Source organism: Arthrobacter sp. ov407 (genome assembly GCF_900102895.1).
GTDB lineage: Bacteria > Actinomycetota > Actinomycetes > Actinomycetales > Micrococcaceae > Arthrobacter.
In genome coordinates this window covers 263807-280252 of sequence record NZ_FNGD01000002.1, presented here as the reverse complement: position 1 = coordinate 280252, position 16446 = coordinate 263807, and the positions used below count along the sequence as shown (strand labels likewise).

Annotated in this window: 13 protein-coding genes; 5 read left to right on the top strand and 8 right to left on the bottom strand. The window is 68.4% G+C overall.

What is annotated here, in order from left to right; all coding sequences use genetic code 11:
* Positions 1-27 precede the first annotated feature (27 nt).
* From BLS42_RS04040 to sufU, 3 genes are all read left to right on the top strand, one after another.
* On the top strand, positions 28-2682 hold the full coding sequence (locus BLS42_RS04040; protein ID WP_176803157.1) for a LuxR C-terminal-related transcriptional regulator: 2655 nt from the start codon (positions 28-30) through the stop codon (positions 2680-2682).
* Positions 2683-3500: 818 nt separating this feature from the next.
* Positions 3501-4808 carry a cysteine desulfurase gene (locus tag BLS42_RS04035; RefSeq protein WP_090576799.1) on the top strand — a complete coding sequence of 436 codons (1308 nt, stop codon included), beginning with the start codon at positions 3501-3503 and terminating at the stop codon, positions 4806-4808.
* A gap of 11 nt (positions 4809-4819) precedes the next feature.
* The gene (sufU, locus tag BLS42_RS04030; protein WP_090576796.1) at positions 4820-5275 is read left to right on the top strand and encodes a Fe-S cluster assembly sulfur transfer protein SufU; all 456 of its coding nucleotides are present in this window, start codon (positions 4820-4822) and stop codon (positions 5273-5275) included.
* 21 nt (positions 5276-5296) lie between these two features.
* Here the strand turns inward: sufU and BLS42_RS04025 are convergent, their stop codons facing one another.
* The 5 genes from BLS42_RS04025 to BLS42_RS04005 all read right to left on the bottom strand — a co-directional run bounded on the left by BLS42_RS04025 (position 5297) and on the right by BLS42_RS04005 (position 9511).
* Complete coding sequence (locus BLS42_RS04025) at positions 5297-6610, bottom strand: UDP-glucose dehydrogenase family protein (protein WP_090576793.1); 1314 nt, start codon at positions 6608-6610, stop codon at positions 5297-5299.
* 29 nt (positions 6611-6639) lie between these two features.
* Positions 6640-7083, bottom strand: a complete 444-nt coding sequence (locus BLS42_RS04020) for a VanZ family protein (protein WP_090576790.1) — start codon at positions 7081-7083, stop codon at positions 6640-6642.
* Positions 7084-7175: 92 nt separating this feature from the next.
* Positions 7176-7397: an SCO4848 family membrane protein gene (locus BLS42_RS04015; RefSeq protein ID WP_090576787.1), complete on the bottom strand. Its 222-nt coding sequence runs from the start codon at positions 7395-7397 to the stop codon at positions 7176-7178.
* Between the two features lie 4 nt (positions 7398-7401).
* Positions 7402-7899, bottom strand: a complete 498-nt coding sequence (locus tag BLS42_RS04010; RefSeq protein WP_090576784.1) for a DUF2505 domain-containing protein — start codon at positions 7897-7899, stop codon at positions 7402-7404.
* Between the two features lie 46 nt (positions 7900-7945).
* A complete protein-coding gene (locus BLS42_RS04005) occupies positions 7946-9511 on the bottom strand; it encodes an SDR family oxidoreductase (RefSeq protein ID WP_256336228.1) in 1566 nt (521 codons plus the stop codon).
* Between the two features lie 232 nt (positions 9512-9743).
* On the opposite strand from BLS42_RS04005, the gene mfd reads away from it, so the two are divergent.
* Together mfd and BLS42_RS03995 are read left to right on the top strand one after the other, a co-directional pair.
* Complete coding sequence (gene mfd / locus BLS42_RS04000) at positions 9744-13445, top strand: transcription-repair coupling factor (RefSeq protein ID WP_090576781.1); 3702 nt, start codon at positions 9744-9746, stop codon at positions 13443-13445.
* Between the two features lie 4 nt (positions 13446-13449).
* Positions 13450-14280: a metal-dependent hydrolase gene (locus BLS42_RS03995; protein WP_176803155.1), complete on the top strand. Its 831-nt coding sequence runs from the start codon at positions 13450-13452 to the stop codon at positions 14278-14280.
* Between the two features lie 87 nt (positions 14281-14367).
* On the opposite strand, the gene BLS42_RS03990 is transcribed toward BLS42_RS03995, so the two are convergent.
* The 3 genes from BLS42_RS03990 to BLS42_RS03980 all read right to left on the bottom strand — a co-directional run bounded on the left by BLS42_RS03990 (position 14368) and on the right by BLS42_RS03980 (position 16425).
* Entirely contained in the window at positions 14368-14592 is a 225-nt protein-coding gene (locus BLS42_RS03990) for a hypothetical protein (RefSeq protein ID WP_090576778.1), read from the bottom strand.
* A 56-nt stretch (positions 14593-14648) separates the two neighbouring features.
* Positions 14649-15347 (bottom strand): deoxyribose-phosphate aldolase, encoded by a 699-nt coding sequence (deoC, locus tag BLS42_RS03985; protein WP_090576775.1) that lies wholly within the window; start codon positions 15345-15347, stop codon positions 14649-14651.
* A gap of 160 nt (positions 15348-15507) precedes the next feature.
* On the bottom strand, positions 15508-16425 hold the full coding sequence (locus BLS42_RS03980) for an FAD-dependent oxidoreductase (protein ID WP_090576771.1): 918 nt from the start codon (positions 16423-16425) through the stop codon (positions 15508-15510).
* Positions 16426-16446: the final 21 nt, after the last annotated feature.

Sequence of the window (16446 nt, the reverse complement as noted above, 5' to 3'; positions counted from 1 at the left end):
CGGCAGGAAGTACCGGCAATGGAAAGCATGGCTGAGACCGCCCCGCTGATCGAGCGGTCAACACTCCTCAAGGATCTGGTGCGTTGCCTGCGCGACGACACTCGCTCAGGCGCGATCGTCGTCGGCGGGGCAGGGACCGGCAAGACCGCCGTCGTCAAGGCCGCCCTCCGCGAACTTGGAACCCGCAAACACCTGATTCGGCTGACAGCCACCCCGGCCCTGGCCGCCGTTCCCTTTGGCGCCTTGGCGCCGTACCTGTCCCGGCTTCCCGACCGGGAACTGGACTCCTATGCCGCCGTCGTGGCGGCAATGGCGGGAAGCCTGAAATCAGAGGCGGACCGCCCTCTGTTCGTCGTCGACGACGCGCATTGCCTCGATCATGGGACCGTCGGGCAACTCGCGCAGGCCGCGGCCACCGGCGCTGCCAGTATCCTGGCCACCTGTAGGCCCGGGCCGATGATCCCGGAAGAATTCCTGTCGCTGTGGGACGACGGAATTATTGCCAAGCTCGATCTTGCCCCGCTCAGCAGGACCGGAACACACCAACTGTGCGAGCAGGTCCTGCGGGCCGACGTCTCACCGTGGGTCAGCGCGCTGTTTCACGACGCTGCGGACGGGAACCCGCTCATGCTGATGTCCTTGATCCAGTACGCCCGTAGCACCGGCGCCCTGGGATGCCGGCATGGAGTTTGGTTCCTGTTGGCCAACCCCGACATGGCCCGGGTTCCTGCCGCCGACGTCGTTGACCGGCAGCTGCGCTCCATGACGCCGGAGGAAAAGACCGCAGCCACGATCGTTGCCCTGGCTGGGCCGCTTTCCTTGGCCCAGATCCTGCGGATCAGCGGTCCCAAAGCCGTCGATGCGCTGGACACGGCGGGAATAATCGCGGTCTCGGCCGGGTACCACCGGCTCGTCCGGCCCGCGAGCCCGATGGTCGGCGAGATTATCCGCCTCCGGGTCCCGGCCGGGCGCAGCTCGGCCCTGCGTTCGAGCGTGCTGTCGCTGCCCTCAGAGCGTGCTCCGGTCCCGGGAGCAGCCCTGAACCGGCTGCGCTGGTCCCTGGACTGCGGCGTGGAGATCCCGCCCGCGCAGCTGCTCCAAGCCGCCGTCGCAGCGAACACGGCCTTGGATCCTATGTCAGCTGCCCGGGCCGCCGGCGCCATCCAGGACGCCCGGTTCCTCTCCGAGGCCCGGGTCCAGCTGGCCTATTCCCATTTCATTGCCGGACGCCGGGGGGCCGCTGCGGCGTGCCTGGAGTCTGCGCACCCGGTGCCTGCCGGACGGTCGTCCTATCTGGCGGCCCTGCTCGCGGCCCGGCTCGGGTCCGCCACGCCGGACCGGAATTACGTGACCTCCCCGCCCCCTGCAGGGCGTGCCCCGCAGGACGAACAACGGGACGAAGCGTGGGACGGGCCGTGGGATGAGGGCGCCGCTGCCCGGGTAGCCGCGGAGTTCCTCAGCCGCGCGGGGGACAGCCGGGTCATGGCTGTCGACTCCGGGTTGCGGGAACTGGTTGATACCGCCGGCACTCCTCCCGAAATCCGCGTCCCGGCCCTTTCCCTGCTCGCCGAACTGCTGACGGCCCAGGGCCTGCTGCGCGCAGGCCTGCGCCTGGACTTCGAGGCATGGAACGGTGCCCGCAGCGGGAGCCTGGGGCTGCCCCTGGTTTTCGAGGACCTTGTGGTGCGCCACTGCCTGAACCTGATCCGGGCCGGTGACTGGGACGGCCTCGGCAGGGTCCTCGACGATTATTCGGCCCGAGAGCCGGGACGGCTGCTGTACAGCGGCGGCATGCTCCACCTAATGCGGGGATACTCGAGGCTGCGCCAGGGCCGGATGCGCGAATGCTTGGCCGAAGTGCGGCTGGGCGTAGAGGAACTTACCATCGCCGACCCCTTGAACCTGCTGCCGTTTGCGCACGCGGTGGCAGCCTACGCGGCTGCCGCCGTCGGACGGCACTATGAGGCCAGCCAGCATTGCCTGGCCTTCCGGCTTTCGGTCTACCGGGAGCCCAAAACCCTTCGCCTGCTGGCGGAGGCCTATTGTCTGGCGGCGGAACCCTTGGGCGGGCCGGATGGGAGCGGCGTAACGGCCCTCGCACGGCTGGCGGACGAAGCACTGCACGAGGGCCTCCGGGGCGTTGAAACCGATATCAGGCGGCTCGCGTTCCGCAGTGGTGACGTCTCCGAGGCCGAGGCCGAGGCCCTGGCCCTGAGCAGCCAGGCAGTGGACGGGCCAGAGGCGCGCCTGCTGGAATCGTACGCGCTGGCGGTATCGGCGTCCGACGCTGCCGACCTCATTGGTATCAGCGATGACGCGCTCGGCGGCGGGCATGGGCTCCTGGCCCTTGAAGCCGCCCAGCAGGCCGAGCGGATCCTGGCAGATGACCCGGACCGGTGGAGGCTCACCGCGGTCCAGCGCCGGGTCCACCACCGGCTCGTGGAGGCCGGCATGTCGGCGCACTTGGAGATCGTCCACAGCGATCACGGCGCCGCCCTGACCGGCCGCGAAACCGAGGTCTTGGAACTTGTGTCCCGCGGGACCACGAACGCCGAGATTGCCTCGGCGCTGTGCGTATCGCAACGGACTGTGGAGGGGCACCTGTCCCGGATCTTCGCCAAACTTGGCGTCGGCCGGCGCGCGGACCTGCTGGGCCACGGCTCCCTGAACGCCGAACCCTGAACGCCGAACCCTGAACGCCGAACCCTGAACGCCGAACCCTGAACGCCGCACCCCTGAACGCCGCACCCCTAACCGGCGGCAGCGGCGGCGGCTGCGTACAGCCCGGGTGGCCCGGGGACCGGCGGGAGTACCCCCAAGTAGTGCCATGGCACGCGGGCCCACAGAATTCGGGTAAACGCTACTCGTGTGCAGATCCGCTGCGGGCGATTGACTTAAGTCAGTCCCACGAACAAGTCACAGAGTTCTGAAAATATGTGGCTTAAAAATGGGGTCTGAAAATAAGGTCTCAAAATAGAGGTCCCAAAATGAGGAAATTTCAGGGGCAATCGACGGCCGGCATGATCTGCAGGAAAGGTTGGTCCCGAAGACCCTCTTGCCTGCTGAAGCAGCCACTGCCACCATTAGAGGTGGTCGGGCCGTAACCTCCCTACCCCAACTCCTTCGTTGGAATCGTACGGTGCCCCAACCGGCAGCCGTGCGCCAAGGTCGGAGCCGGCGGCGTCAGAGCCTTCTGAGACCGAGGCTCTCCCCCCAGCCGCCGCCGGCTCCCTTAACGGGTACGCCCCCGGGTCCGCGCCCCGATGAGACGCGGACCCGGCGTGAGCGCCGTCGATGATCACCGTCACGGCCAGTTGCGCTGTCCACCTCGAATGCGCCGTCCACGTCGAATGCGCTGTCCACCTCGAAGAAGGCGACCGCACCGGAGCGCTGCGGGAACGTGGGATAATTAGGTTGAATCTGTGTGACGTATTTCCTGTTGCCGGCTGCCCTGCCGGCCCGTGTACGCCGCAGCGAACGCCTATCCAGGAGTCTCCGCCATGGTTGCCACCCCAGCCCACCTCCGCCGCTCTGCCACTGCGCTCGGAAATGAAGAGGTCCTGAGGATCCGCAACGACTTCCCGATCCTGCAGCAGCACGTCAACGGCAAACCGCTCATCTACCTGGACTCCGGGGCCACCTCGCAGAACCCGCTCAGTGTGCTTGAGGCCGAGCAGGAATTCTACGAGCAGCGGAACTCCGCGGTTCACCGCGGGGCGCACCACCTTGCCGTTGAGGCCACCGAGGCGTTCGAAAATGCCCGGGAAACGGTGGCGGACTTCGTCGGGGCGGAGTGGGACGAACTGATTTGGACCTCCAACGCCACGGAGGGCCTGAACCTGCTCACGTACTCCTTCCTCAACGCGTCCCTGCCCGGCGCCGCCCCCGAAGCGGCCCGGTTCGCCCTGGCCCCGGGCGACGAACTCGTGGTCACGGAGATGGAACACCACGCCAACCTGATCCCATGGCAGGAGCTGGCAGCGCGGACCGGCGCCGTCGTGAAGTTCATCCCTATCGACGACGCCGGCGCTTTGGACATGGATGCCGCCGCCGGCATTATCGGCCCGCGCACCCGCGTCCTGGCCTTCACCCATGCGTCCAACGTCCTGGGCACCATCAACCCTGTGCCCGCCCTGGTCGCCCTGGCCCGGTCGGCGGGGGCGCTCGTGGTCCTCGACGCGTGTCAGTCCGCGCCGCACCTGCCCCTGGATGTCAAGGCACTTGACGTCGACTTCGCGGTGTTCTCCGGCCACAAGATGCTGGCCCCCACTGGAATCGGCGCCCTCTATGGCCGCTCGGAGCTGCTGAACGCGATGCCTCCGTTCCTGACCGGCGGCTCCATGATCACCACCGTCACGATGGAACGGGCCGGTTTCCTGCCAAGCCCGCAACGCTTCGAGGCCGGAACGCAGCGCATTTCGCAGGCCGTGGCCCTCGCCGCGGCGGTGAACTACCTCAGCGAAACCGGGATGGACCGCATCCATGCCTGGGAAGCCGAACTCGGCCAGCGCCTGGTGCAGGGCCTGGAATCCATCCCCGGAATCCGCGTGCTGGGTCCCGCGGCGGGGCAGGAACGGATCGGCCTGGCGGCGTTCGACGTCGCCGGCGTCCACGCGCACGACGTCGGCCAGTTCCTGGACAGCCGGGGCATCGCCGTGCGGGTCGGCCACCACTGCGCCCAGCCGCTGCACCGCCGGCTCGGGCTGACGGCCACGACGCGCGCCAGCACGTACCTGTACAACACCACGGACGATGTGGATGCGTTCCTGAACGCGGCCGCCGATGTCCGTGCCTACTTCCAAGCCTAGGACGGACATCCATGAGTCTTGACCAGCTCTACCAGCAGATCATCCTGGAACACGCCAAGGCCAGGCACGGCAGCGGCCTGGCCAGCGCGACCGTGCCGGAGGACGCGAGCAGCGGCCAGTCCCACCAGCTGAATCCGACCTGCGGCGACGAGATCACAGTCCGGGTGTCCGTGGCCGGCGGGAAAGTCAGTGAGCTGCGCTGGGACGGCGACGGCTGCTCCATCTCGATGGCCTCGGCCTCCGTGCTGACGGAGCTCGCCGAGGGCATGAGCGTCGGGGAGCTCCGCACCGTCATTGACAGCTTCCGCGAAGTGCTGCGTTCGCGCGGCAAGGTGCCGGCCGATCCGGAGGTGCTGGGCGACGCCGCCGCGTTTGAGGGCGTGTCCCGCTATGCCGCCAGGGTCAAGTGCGCCATGCTCTCATGGGTGGCGGCGGAAGACGCTCTCGGCCAGGCGCTGGCGGCCTGACGGCAGCCTCATAGAACCGCGTCAGGGCCGGCCCAGGCCCTTGTAGGTCCAGCCGGCGGCCCGCCACTTGGCCGGATCGAGGACGTTGCGGCCGTCCAGGATGCGCGGCGCGGACACGAGAGCCTTTGCCTCGTGCGGGTCCAGTTCCCGGTACGCCTGCCACTCGGTCAGCAGCAGCACGGCGTCGGCCTTGTGCAGCGCCGTCTCAAGGTCCGGCTCCAACTGGAGCTCAGGGAAGCGTTTGGCGGCGTTGGCCAGCGCCTGGGGGTCGGTGACCGTCACCACGGCGCCCTGCAACTGCAGCTGCGCCGCGGCGCTCAACGCGGGGGAGTCCCGGACGTCGTCGCTTTCGGGCTTAAATGCAGCCCCCAGCACGGCGATCCTTTGCCCCATCAGGGTGCCGCCGCAGAGCTCCCGCGTGAGTTCGACGACGCGGGTCCGGCGCCTCATATTGATGGCGTCCACTTCCCGCAGGAAGGTCAACGCCTGGTCGGCGCCCAGCTCGCCTGCGCGGGCCATGAAGGCGCGGATGTCTTTGGGCAGGCAGCCGCCGCCGAAGCCGATGCCCGCGTTGAGGAATTTCCTGCCGATCCGTTCATCGAGCCCGATGGCATCGGCAAGCCGGGTGACGTCGGCCCCCGTGGCTTCGCAGACCTCGGCCATGGCGTTGATGAAGGAAATCTTGGTGGCCAGGAACGAGTTGGCGGCAGTCTTGACCAGCTCTGCTGTGGCGTAGTCCGTCACCAATCGGGGTGTCCCGCCCGAGAGGGGAGAGTCGTAGACCCGGTCGAGGACGGCCACCGCGGGATGATCTTCGCTGCCGTCCGGCACGCCGTAGACGAACCGATCTGGGTTCAGGGTGTCCGTCACGGCGTGGCCTTCGCGCAGGAATTCGGGATTCCAGGCCAAGGTGGCACCGGGCTCTGACTCCGCCAACACTTCGGCCAGCCGCGCGGCGGTTCCCACGGGCACCGTGGACTTTCCTGCAACGACATCACCCGGGGATAGGTATTCAGCGAGCGATGCGACCGCCGCGTCGACGAATCGAAGGTCGGCGCCGTTCTCGCCACGCTTCTGCGGGGTCCCGACGCAGATGAAGTGGACCTCCGCGCCGCGGGCGGCCGCCATGTCGGTGGTGAACCGCAGCCGGCCAGATTCCTCGAGTTCGGACAGAAGCTCGTCGAGTACTGGTTCGTAAAAAGGGGCGTGACCCGCTGAGAGCTGTGCCACCTTGTGTTCGTCGACGTCGATTCCGACGACGTCGTGACCCAGCTTTGCCATGCATGCAGCATGTACCGCGCCCAAGTAACCGCAACCGATAACCGAGATCCGCATAGTTCCGATTTCCTCACGTCGTGGCCTGTTCACAGCGTACGTGGTGGACGCCGGGATCGCACAGCCTCACGGCGTGCCATGAGCAGGCTGACGGCGAGGGCGCCGATGATGGCGCCGAAGGTGTTCGCGGCGACGTCGGCGATTGAGGCCAAGCGCGCCGGGAGGAAGACAAGCTGGGAGAACTCGATCAGGACGGAGACCAGGAAGCCGGCAGCAACCGCGCCCCACCAGAACCGCAGGCCCAGGATCCCGGCGATCAGGGCACCGAGGGGGATGAACAGGAGCACGTTCGAGGCCACTTCCACCACCCCGTAGTCAAACCATGTGGGTACGCCCCAGCGGTGCAGTTTCCCCAGCCACCGCATCAGGATTAAGGATGCGCCCCGGTCCACGGGCACGGGCCAGAAGGCGATGAGCCCCAGAACCAGCGCATACGCGCCCAGTCCCAGGATGGCCGCACGACGGGGTAGCAATGGCGTCCCCTTTCAGCGGTCCACCTTTTTGCCGATTCTAGCGCCGGCGGCGGCAGGCACACCGGCGGCTACTGCCGCCGGTGTGCCTGATCCTAGCTGACCAGCCCGGCAATGCCGATCGCCGCCGTCGCGGCCCCCAGCAGCATGGAGATGCTGACGAGGACCACGTGAAGGGTCAGGAAGCGGGTGGCCTTGCCGTCGGCGGCGCGGGCGCGCGGGTCCTTCATGACCCGGCGCAGGAACGGCGGCCAGACCACCAGGGACCAGACGCCGGCGACGATCAGGACGACGGCGAGGAAAGCTGGCACCTCCACGGCGTCAGTGGCTTTCGAGCCAGGCCTGGGCCTGCTGGGACTGCAGGTTCAGGGCCTTGCCGACCATCGGCTCGGCCGCGTCGGCGATCTTGCCGCCAAGGAACGGCACCGAGGAGGTGACGTCGCCCTCGAGCTCGATCCGGGTGCTGCCGCCGTCGGACACGAGGCGCTGGACAGCGTTCACGTCCAGCGGTGCGCCGGAAACCTTGAGGGAGATCTTGCTCTGCCGGGAGCCGTCGGCGGCGGGAGCCTCCCAGGCCTCGAGCTGGGTCACCTTCACGCTTTCGCCGACAAATTTCCTGGCGATGTCGGGCATCCGTGTGGTGGGGATGGTCCGCACGGTGGTGGTGCTAAACGCGCCGGCGGGATCTCCGTCAAGGGCAAAGGATTCCAGGGTGCCGCCGACGAGTTCGCTCGTGTGGCGCAGGAAGTCTTCATTGACGAAAACCGCGGTAACGCGGTCGACGGTGTGCGGAACGGTGGTGGATGCACTCAGGGCCATAGGGGTCCTCCGGGATGTGGAAATGGACGATTCGGGCTCCAACATCCTACGGCGTGTGACCGGCAGGCTCCGATTCGAGATTTTCCAGATCCCTGGCGGCGGCAGTGATATTCCGCGACATGGCGGGAAATATGACGCTGTGAAACGGCAGCACGGCGAGCCAGTAAAGACGGCCGCTGAGGCCCTTGGGGAAGAAGATGGCGCGCTGCCGGTAGCGGCTGCCGGTCCCCTCCGGCTCCACGGAAAGTTCGAGCCACGCCCGGCCCGGGGCCCGCATTTCGGCCCGCAGCCGCAGCAGCCGTCCGCGGTCGATCCTCTCGACCCGCCACCAGTCCACTACCTCGCCCTCCGCCAGCAGGTGCGGGTGCCGGCGGCCCCGCAGCAGCCCCGCGCCGCCGGTCAGCTTGTCCAGCCAGCCGCGCACCTGCCAGGCAAGCGGCAGGGAGTACCAGCCGTTCCGGCCGCCGATTCCCTCGATGACGGTCCACACGTGCCGCGGGTCCACGTCGCTGGGGAAGCTGCGTTCGTCGACGTACACCGCGTGGCCGGACCAGTCCGGGTCGCTCGGCAGGGGATCGGCGTCCACGCCGGCACTGGCCCAGGTGGTTTCCACCTGGCCGTCGCGTTCTTTGCCCAAGGCGAGGGCCACGGCCCGCCGGTAGGGGGTCAGGCCGCCCTCCGGCACACGGATGTACGCATCGATGTCGTGCTCCCCGGCGACGGCGTCGTGCTGGAGCGACTCCACGAGCGGCAGGGACATGGAGAGCGGGATGGGCGTCGTCAACGCCACCCACACGCCGGCCAGCTTGGGGGCAGGCACCGGCAGCGCCAGTACCACCCGGTGCGGCAGGCCGGCCTCTGCGGCGTATTCCTGCATCATTCCGGCGTAGCTGAGCACCTGGCGGCAGCCGATGTCGAAGGTCCGGTTGATACTCCCTTCCAGCGACGCCGCCGCCACGAGGTAGTACAGGACGTCGCGGACGGCGATCGCCTCGATCTTGTTGCGCACCCAACTCGGGGCCGGCATGAGCGGAAGCGTCTCGGACAAATGCCGGATCATTTCGAAGGACGCCGAGCCTGAGCCGATGACGACGCCGGCCTGGAACACCACCGCGTCCACCTGGCCGTCCAGGAAAACTTTCCCCACCGCCTCGCGGGAGCGCATGTGGGTGGACAGTTCGGCCCCTGCCGGGTGCAGGCCGCCGAGGTACACAATCCGGTCCACTCCGGCCGCGGCCGCGGCCCGGGCAGCGGTCCCGGCCATCGCCTTTTCCTTGGCCTCGAAGCCGGCGCCGCCCGCCATGGAATGGACCAAGTAGTACAGGACGTCGACGCCGTCGAGCGCCGCCCGCAGCGCCTCGCCGTCGTCGAGGCTGCTGTGGACCACCTCGACGTCGTCCAGCCACGGCACGCCGGCGATCTTGGCCGGCGTCCGGACCACGACTTTGACCCTGTGCCCGGCTTCCAGGAGCCGGGGGACCAGCCGCCCGCCGATGTAGCCGGTGGCCCCGGTGACCAGCACGGTTTTCGAGGTGGCGGCCTTGGCGGCGGCTCCCTGCTGGTCTGGAGCAGGCGTTCGGGCAGGTTCAGGGGTTGAGGTTGTGCCGTTCATGGTGACTCCTTGTCAGCCAGTTGTCAGCCAGCAGTTGGCGGGTGGCCTACCAAGCCATTCGGTGCCCGGGCCACTTCGGATGGGCCGCCAACTCCTCCTGCCAGCCTAGCCCCGTCGGCCTAGCCGTCACCCGGTTCCGGGGCTCCGCGGTAGGCTTGGAGGACCCGGGATTCTCACGAATTCCGGCTATTCGTGTTGCCTGCACCCCGTGAACACATCAGGAGCAACAGCTATGAGCCTCAACGGTCCCTCTCTCACCGGTCTGCGCCGTGTCCTCGCCGAGGACCGGAATTACGCACGGATCCAGGCCGAGGCCGCCCGCGGGTTCGCTGCCCGGAGCGAGGACTACCAGATCAGCGCCCCGGCCGGAATGCGGTCCACGTTGCTCGCCGAAATGGCGGACGGACTCACGGCGTACGCGGCGAATGAAACCGGCCCTGCCGAAACTGACCCTGCCGAAACTGGCTCTGCCGGGGCCGGCCGTCCGGTGCCCGTGGTCCTGGCCGTCACCGCGACGGGACGCGAGGCCGAGGACCTGACCGAGGCCCTGCGCGCCTTCCTGCCGGCCGACACCGTGGCGGAGTTCCCCAGCTGGGAGACCCTGCCGCATGAGCGGCTCTCCCCGCGATCGGACACCGTGGGCCGGCGGCTGTCCGTCCTGCGGCGGCTCGCGCACCCCGAATCATCCACCGCCGGTGCGCTGCGCGTCGTGGTGGCCCCCGTGCGCGCCGTCGTGCAACCGATCGTCGCCGGCCTGGGCGAACTGGTGCCCGTGACCCTGAAGCTTGGCCAGGAAGCCCCCTTCAGCAGTGTCGTCAAGAGCCTCGCCGACGCCGCCTACGCCCGAGTGGACATGGTGACCCGCCGCGGCGAGTTCGCCGTCCGCGGCGGCATGCTGGACGTCTTCCCGCCCACCGAGGACCACCCCATACGGGTCGAGTTCTTTGGCGACGAGGTGGACCAGATGCGCTGGTTCGCCGTCGCCGACCAGCGCTCGCTGACCGCGCCCGGCCTGCACCATCCCACCGAACTCCATGCCCCGCCGTGCCGCGAAATCCTGATCACGCCCTCCGTCATGTCCCGTGCGGCCACCCTGAAGTCCCAGCTCCCGGCCGCCGCAGACATGCTGGAGAAGATCGCCGGCGGCATCGCCGTCGAGGGCATGGAATCGCTGGCCCCCGTGCTGGTGGACGCCATGGTGCCGTTCCTGGACCAGCTCCCGGCGGGTTCCATCTCGGTAGTGATCGAGCCGGAGAAGGTCCGCACCCGGGCCCACGACCTCGCCGCCACCAACGAGGAATTCCTCGAGGCGGCCTGGTCCACGGCGTCCGACGGCGGCACGGCACCTCTCGACCTAAGCTCCGCGGCGTCCGAAGCCCTGCATTCGGCCAGCTTCCGGTCGCTGACCGAGACCCGCACCGCCGCCCTGGAGCACGGCGTCTCCTGGTGGTCCATCACCTCGCTGGCCAGCGACGAAGAGCTGCTGCCCGACGTCGACGTGCTGAACCTGCACGCCCGGGAACCCCGCGGGTACCAGGGCGACGTCGCGGAAATGATGGACTTCATCGGCTCCCGCGTCCGGGACCAGTGGCGGATCGTCGTGGTCACCGAGGGCCCCGGCCCGGCGCAGCGCCTCGCGGAACTCTTCCACGACAACGACATCCCCTGCGCGCGGGTGGACACCCTCGAGGCGGACCCGCAGGCCGGACTGATCGAGGTGACCACCGCCGCCGTCGGCCGCGGTTTTGTCCTGGATCCGCTCAAGCTGGCGCTGCTGACCGAGGCGGACCTGCTGGGCCGCACCTCGGCCGGTTCCACGAAGGACATGCGCCGGATGCCGTCCAAGCGGCGGAACGCCGTGGATCCGCTCCAGCTCGTGGCCGGGGACTCCGTGGTGCACGAACAGCACGGCATCGGCCGATTCGTGGAGCTGATCCAGCGCAAGGTTGCCGGCGGCGGCGACGGGGTGCGCGAATACCTGGTCCTGGAATATGCCCCGTCCAAGCGCGGGGCCCCCGGTGACCGGCTCTTTGTGCCCACCGACCAGCTGGACCAGGTCACCCGGTACGTCGCCGGGGACACCCCGGCGCTGAGCAAGATGGGCGGCGCGGACTGGGCCAGCACCAAGTCCAAGGCCCGCAAGGCGGTCAAGGAGATCGCCGGCGAGCTGATCCGGCTGTACTCCGCCCGGATGGCCTCCCGCGGCTACGCCTTTGGCCCGGACACCCCGTGGCAGCGGGAACTGGAGGAGGCCTTCCCGTACGTGGAGACCCCGGACCAGCTGACCACCATCAACGAGGTCAAGGCCGACATGGAACGGGAGATCCCGATGGACCGGCTGATCTCCGGCGACGTCGGCTACGGCAAGACCGAGATCGCGGTCCGCGCCGCGTTCAAGGCCGTCCAGGACGGCAAGCAGGTCGCCGTGCTGGTGCCCACCACGCTGCTCGCCCAGCAGCACTACGAGACGTTCACCGAACGGTTTTCCGGGTTCCCGATGGTCGTCAAGCCCCTGTCCCGCTTCCAGAGCGGCAAGGAGGCCAAGGAAACCGCCGACGGCGTCAAGAGCGGTTCCGTGGACGTCGTGATCGGCACGCACCGGCTGCTGTCCAAGGACTTCGGCTTCAAGGACCTCGGCCTGGTGATCGTGGACGAGGAGCAGCGCTTCGGCGTCGAACACAAGGAGGCGCTGAAGAAGATGCGCACTAACGTGGACGTCCTGGCCATGAGCGCCACCCCGATTCCGCGGACCTTGGAAATGTCCCTGACCGGCATCCGCGAGACCTCCACCCTGGCCACCCCGCCGGAGGAACGGCACCCCGTGCTGACCTATGTGGGCCCGTACACGGACAAGCAGACCTCCGCCGCGATCCGCCGCGAGCTGATGCGCGAAGGCCAGGTGTTCTTCGTCCACAACCGGGTGTCCACGATCGACCGCACCGCGGCGAAGATCCGCGAACTGGTGCCGGAGGCACGCGTGGAGGTGGCGCACGGGCAGATGTCCGAGAGCCGTTTGGAACAGATAATCGTGGACTTCTGGGAAAAGCGCTTCGACGTCCTGGTCTGCACCACCATCATCGAGACCGGCCTGGACATCTCCAACGCCAACACCCTGATCGTGGACGGCGCGGACAAGTACGGACTCTCCCAGCTGCACCAGCTGCGCGGGCGGGTGGGCCGCGGCCGGGAACGCGCCTACGCCTACTTCCTCTATCCCTCGGAAAAGCCGCTCGGCGAGGTGGCGCTGGAACGGCTCAAGGCCGTCGCGACGCACAACGAGCTCGGCGCCGGCATGCAGCTGGCCATGAAGGACCTGGAGATCCGCGGCGCCGGCAACCTGCTCGGCGGCGAGCAGTCCGGCCACATCCAGGGCGTCGGCTTCGACCTCTACATCAGGCTGGTCGGCGAGGCCGTGGCCGAATACCGGGGCGAGGCCGAGGAGAAGGCCGCCGAAATGAAGATCGAGCTGCCGGTCAACGCGCACCTGCCGCACGACTATGTGCCGGGCGAACGGCTGCGCCTGGAGGCCTACCGCAAGCTCGCCAGCGCTATCACCTACGAGGCGATCGACGAGGTCCTCGCGGAGCTCGTGGACCGCTATGGCGAACTGCCGCTGCCCGCCACAAACCTGATCGAGGTCGCCCGGTTCCGGGTGGGCGCCCGCGAGGCCGGATTGTCCGACGTCGCGCTGCAGGGCAACTTCATCAAGTTCTCCCCGGCGCAGCTGCCCGAGTCCAAGCTCATGCGCCTGACCCGGATGTACCCCGGTGCGCAGGCCAAGCCTGCCCTGGACGCGGTGCTGGTCCCGAAGCCCAAGACGGCCAGGATCGGCGGCCGGGACCTGCAGGACGCCGAGATCCTCGAGTGGGCCAACGGCGTCATCCGCAACATCTTCACTGACGCCGCTGTATCTGCGACACCGGCGGTGAAATAAACGAATGATGGGAGGACATCACGCCGCGTCGGGAGCCGCGGCGTGGGTAGCCATTGCCTCGACCGGCCCGTATGCGCTCGGCTGGTACCCCCTGGATCCCACGGGAATCGTGATCGGCGCGATGGCGACAGCGGGGACCGCGCTGGTCTGTGACTGGGACCACCGCGCCAGCACAGTGGCGCACGCGCTGCCGCCACTGTCCAACCTGGTGGCGCGCGGCATTGAGAACGCAAGCGGGGGCCACCGGCAGGGCACGCATTCGGTGCTGGGCGCGGCGTTCTTCGTGCTGCTGGCCACGATCGCCGGGCAGTGGCAGGTGCAGACCCAGTGGGGGCTGCTGTCCGTCGGGGCCGGCCTGCTGTGCATGTTCATGATCAACATCGCCGCGAAGGCCCTGAAACTCTTTCCGAAATACGGCTGGATCAGCAACTGGATCGTCGGGCTGCTCATGGCAGGTCTCGTGACATGGTTTGCGCCGCACCAGTGGACCTGGCTGCCGGTTTCGATGCTCACCGGGGTGCTGGTGCACATTGTGGGGGACATGATCACCACCGGGGGAGTGCCGCTGCTCTGGCCACTGGTGATCAAGCCGCCGAAGGTCCTGCGGAAACTGCCGCTGCTGAAAAACATCTGGAGGGCCAACGGGGCGTTCTCCATTCCGCTGCTGGGCCGGGCGGGTTCGCGGCGGGAATGGTTCGTCCTGATCCCGGTGAGCGGCTACGCCATGGTGGGGATGTTTGGCGCCGCCCTGGCGGTGGCCAAAGCACACTTCCCGGCGGCCCTGGCGCTGGGCACAGGGCTGGTCAAGGGCCTGTTCGCGCTGCTGCCCGGCTAGGCCGCGCCGGTCCAGTGACCGAAAGCCCGTTAAATAACTGAAGCTCCGGAAAATCCGGAGCTTCAGTCATTTAAGAAAGGGGAGAGCCTAGTTTTCGCCAGCCGAATCGGAGCGGCCCAGCAGCGTCTGCGGGATCCAGAACGAGGCAGCGAAGAGGACCAGGCAGACCGCCATCGGCCAGACGTTCTCCAGCGTCAGGAAGGACAGCGAGTAGATCGCACCGAGGAACAGGACCATCATCGGCACGAACAGGGCGATGCTGGATCCGAGGCTGTTCTCGACGCGCCGGGACGGGGTGGTGTTGCTGGACATTCGTTCCTCCTCGGCCCCGGGGGGGCTCTCAAAACTGTGGGCGCTGCCGGTGTGGATCAGTACGCGGACGAACCCTGTTCACCCTTGACGATCGCGATGCCGGAGCTGGCGCCAATACGTGTTGCACCTGCAGCAATCATAGCCTGAGCATCGGCCAGGGAACGCACGCCGCCGGAGGCCTTGACGCCCAGGTCCGGACCGACGGTGCGGCGCATGAGCGCGACGTCCTCGGCCGTGGCCCCGCCGCCGTTGAAGCCGGTGGAGGTCTTCACGAAGTCCGCTCCGGCCTCCAGCGCGGCCTCGCAGGCGAGCACCTTCTGGTCATCGCTGAGCAGCGCCGTTTCGATGATGACCTTCAGGATGGCTCCGCCCTCGTGCACGGCGGCGGCGACGGCGGCGATATCATCCACCAGCGCGCCCTTGTCATTGGCGCGGGCCGCGGCAATGTTGATGACCATGTCCACCTCTTCGGCACCGTCCAGGACCGCGCCGCGGGCCTCGAAGGCCTTGACGTCGCTCGGCGTGGCGCCCAGCGGGAATCCCACCACGGAGCACGTCAGGACGCCGGAGCCCTTGAGCGCGGTCTTGACGGTCTTGACCCAGACCGGGTTCACGCAGACCGACTTGAAATGGTATTCGGCCGCCTCGGAGCAAACCTTGAGGATCTCCGCCTCGCTGGCCTCCGGCTTGAGCAGCGTGTGGTCAATGTAGGAGGCAATGTTGGGCGTGCCCGCGGTGGCGGCTTCGTGGCTCATGGTGGTCCCTTTCGTGGCGGGCCTGGGACGCGGCGGTCCCTTCCCGTGCCTTGTGGGCCTGCGGGCCCTGGCGGCGCCGCATGGTGCGCGGCTTATCAGGGAACCATCTTGCCATAGGAACATGCCCTATGGATGCCCCGGCGGGCCGCCCCGCGCACGCTCAGGCCGCGGCCGCCAGGGGCCGGGCCATGGTGGCCTGAAGCAACTGGGAAGCACACGCCGAGGCCGCGGAACCGGAGGCCACGAGCAGCCCCAGCCGGACGCCGTCGTAGGCTGCCGCGTCACCGATCGCCCAGATGCCCGGCACGGAGGTGCGGAAGTCCTGGCCGATGACAATCCCGCCGCCAGCAGCGGTGGCAAGCCCGGCCGTGGCGGCCAGTTCATCGCGGGCGATGCGCTCCTCGGCGAGGATCACGAGGTCACCGTTCATGCTGGAGCCGTCCTCGAAGACGATGCCGGACGCCGGCAGGACGGATCCGGCGACGGAGGGAACGACGGCGGCGGGGCGGACAGTGGTGCGGACAGGGCGGACGCCGCGGGCCCGGAGGACGGCCTCGGCCTGGCCGGCGGCCGAGCCCGTGCCGACCAGGATGCCCAGCGGTCGCCGGCCCAAGACCCGGGTGACGTCCTTGACGGCCTCGCCCAACCGGGCGGCGTCGTCGATCGTGGAATAGCTCAGGCACCGCGCGGCCCCTTCCACCAGCGCCTCGGCGGGGGCCGAGCCGGTGGCGATGACGAGCTCGTCGTAGTCGAATTCCATGCCGTCGGCGGTGGTCACACGGCGGTTTTCCGCGTCGATGTAGCTGGCCGGCTGGCCAAAGCGGACGGACACCTGGGGCAGGACGGCGAGCTCCAGCAATTCCTCGGGGGCGTCGTCCCGGTTGCTGAGGATCGTGATGGCGCCGGCAAACGGAGTCCGGGTGAGCTGCCGGACGAGGGCCTGGGCGGCCCGGCCGGCGCCGGCGACGACGATCCTGGGCCGGGCGGCCGTCGTGACTGTCGTCGGAGAGGCGGTGCCGGGAGCGGCTGCCGTCGAGGGCGACGTGCCGGAGGTGGGAGACAATGCCGGAGTGGACATGTGCTGGCCCTTTCGCTGGGT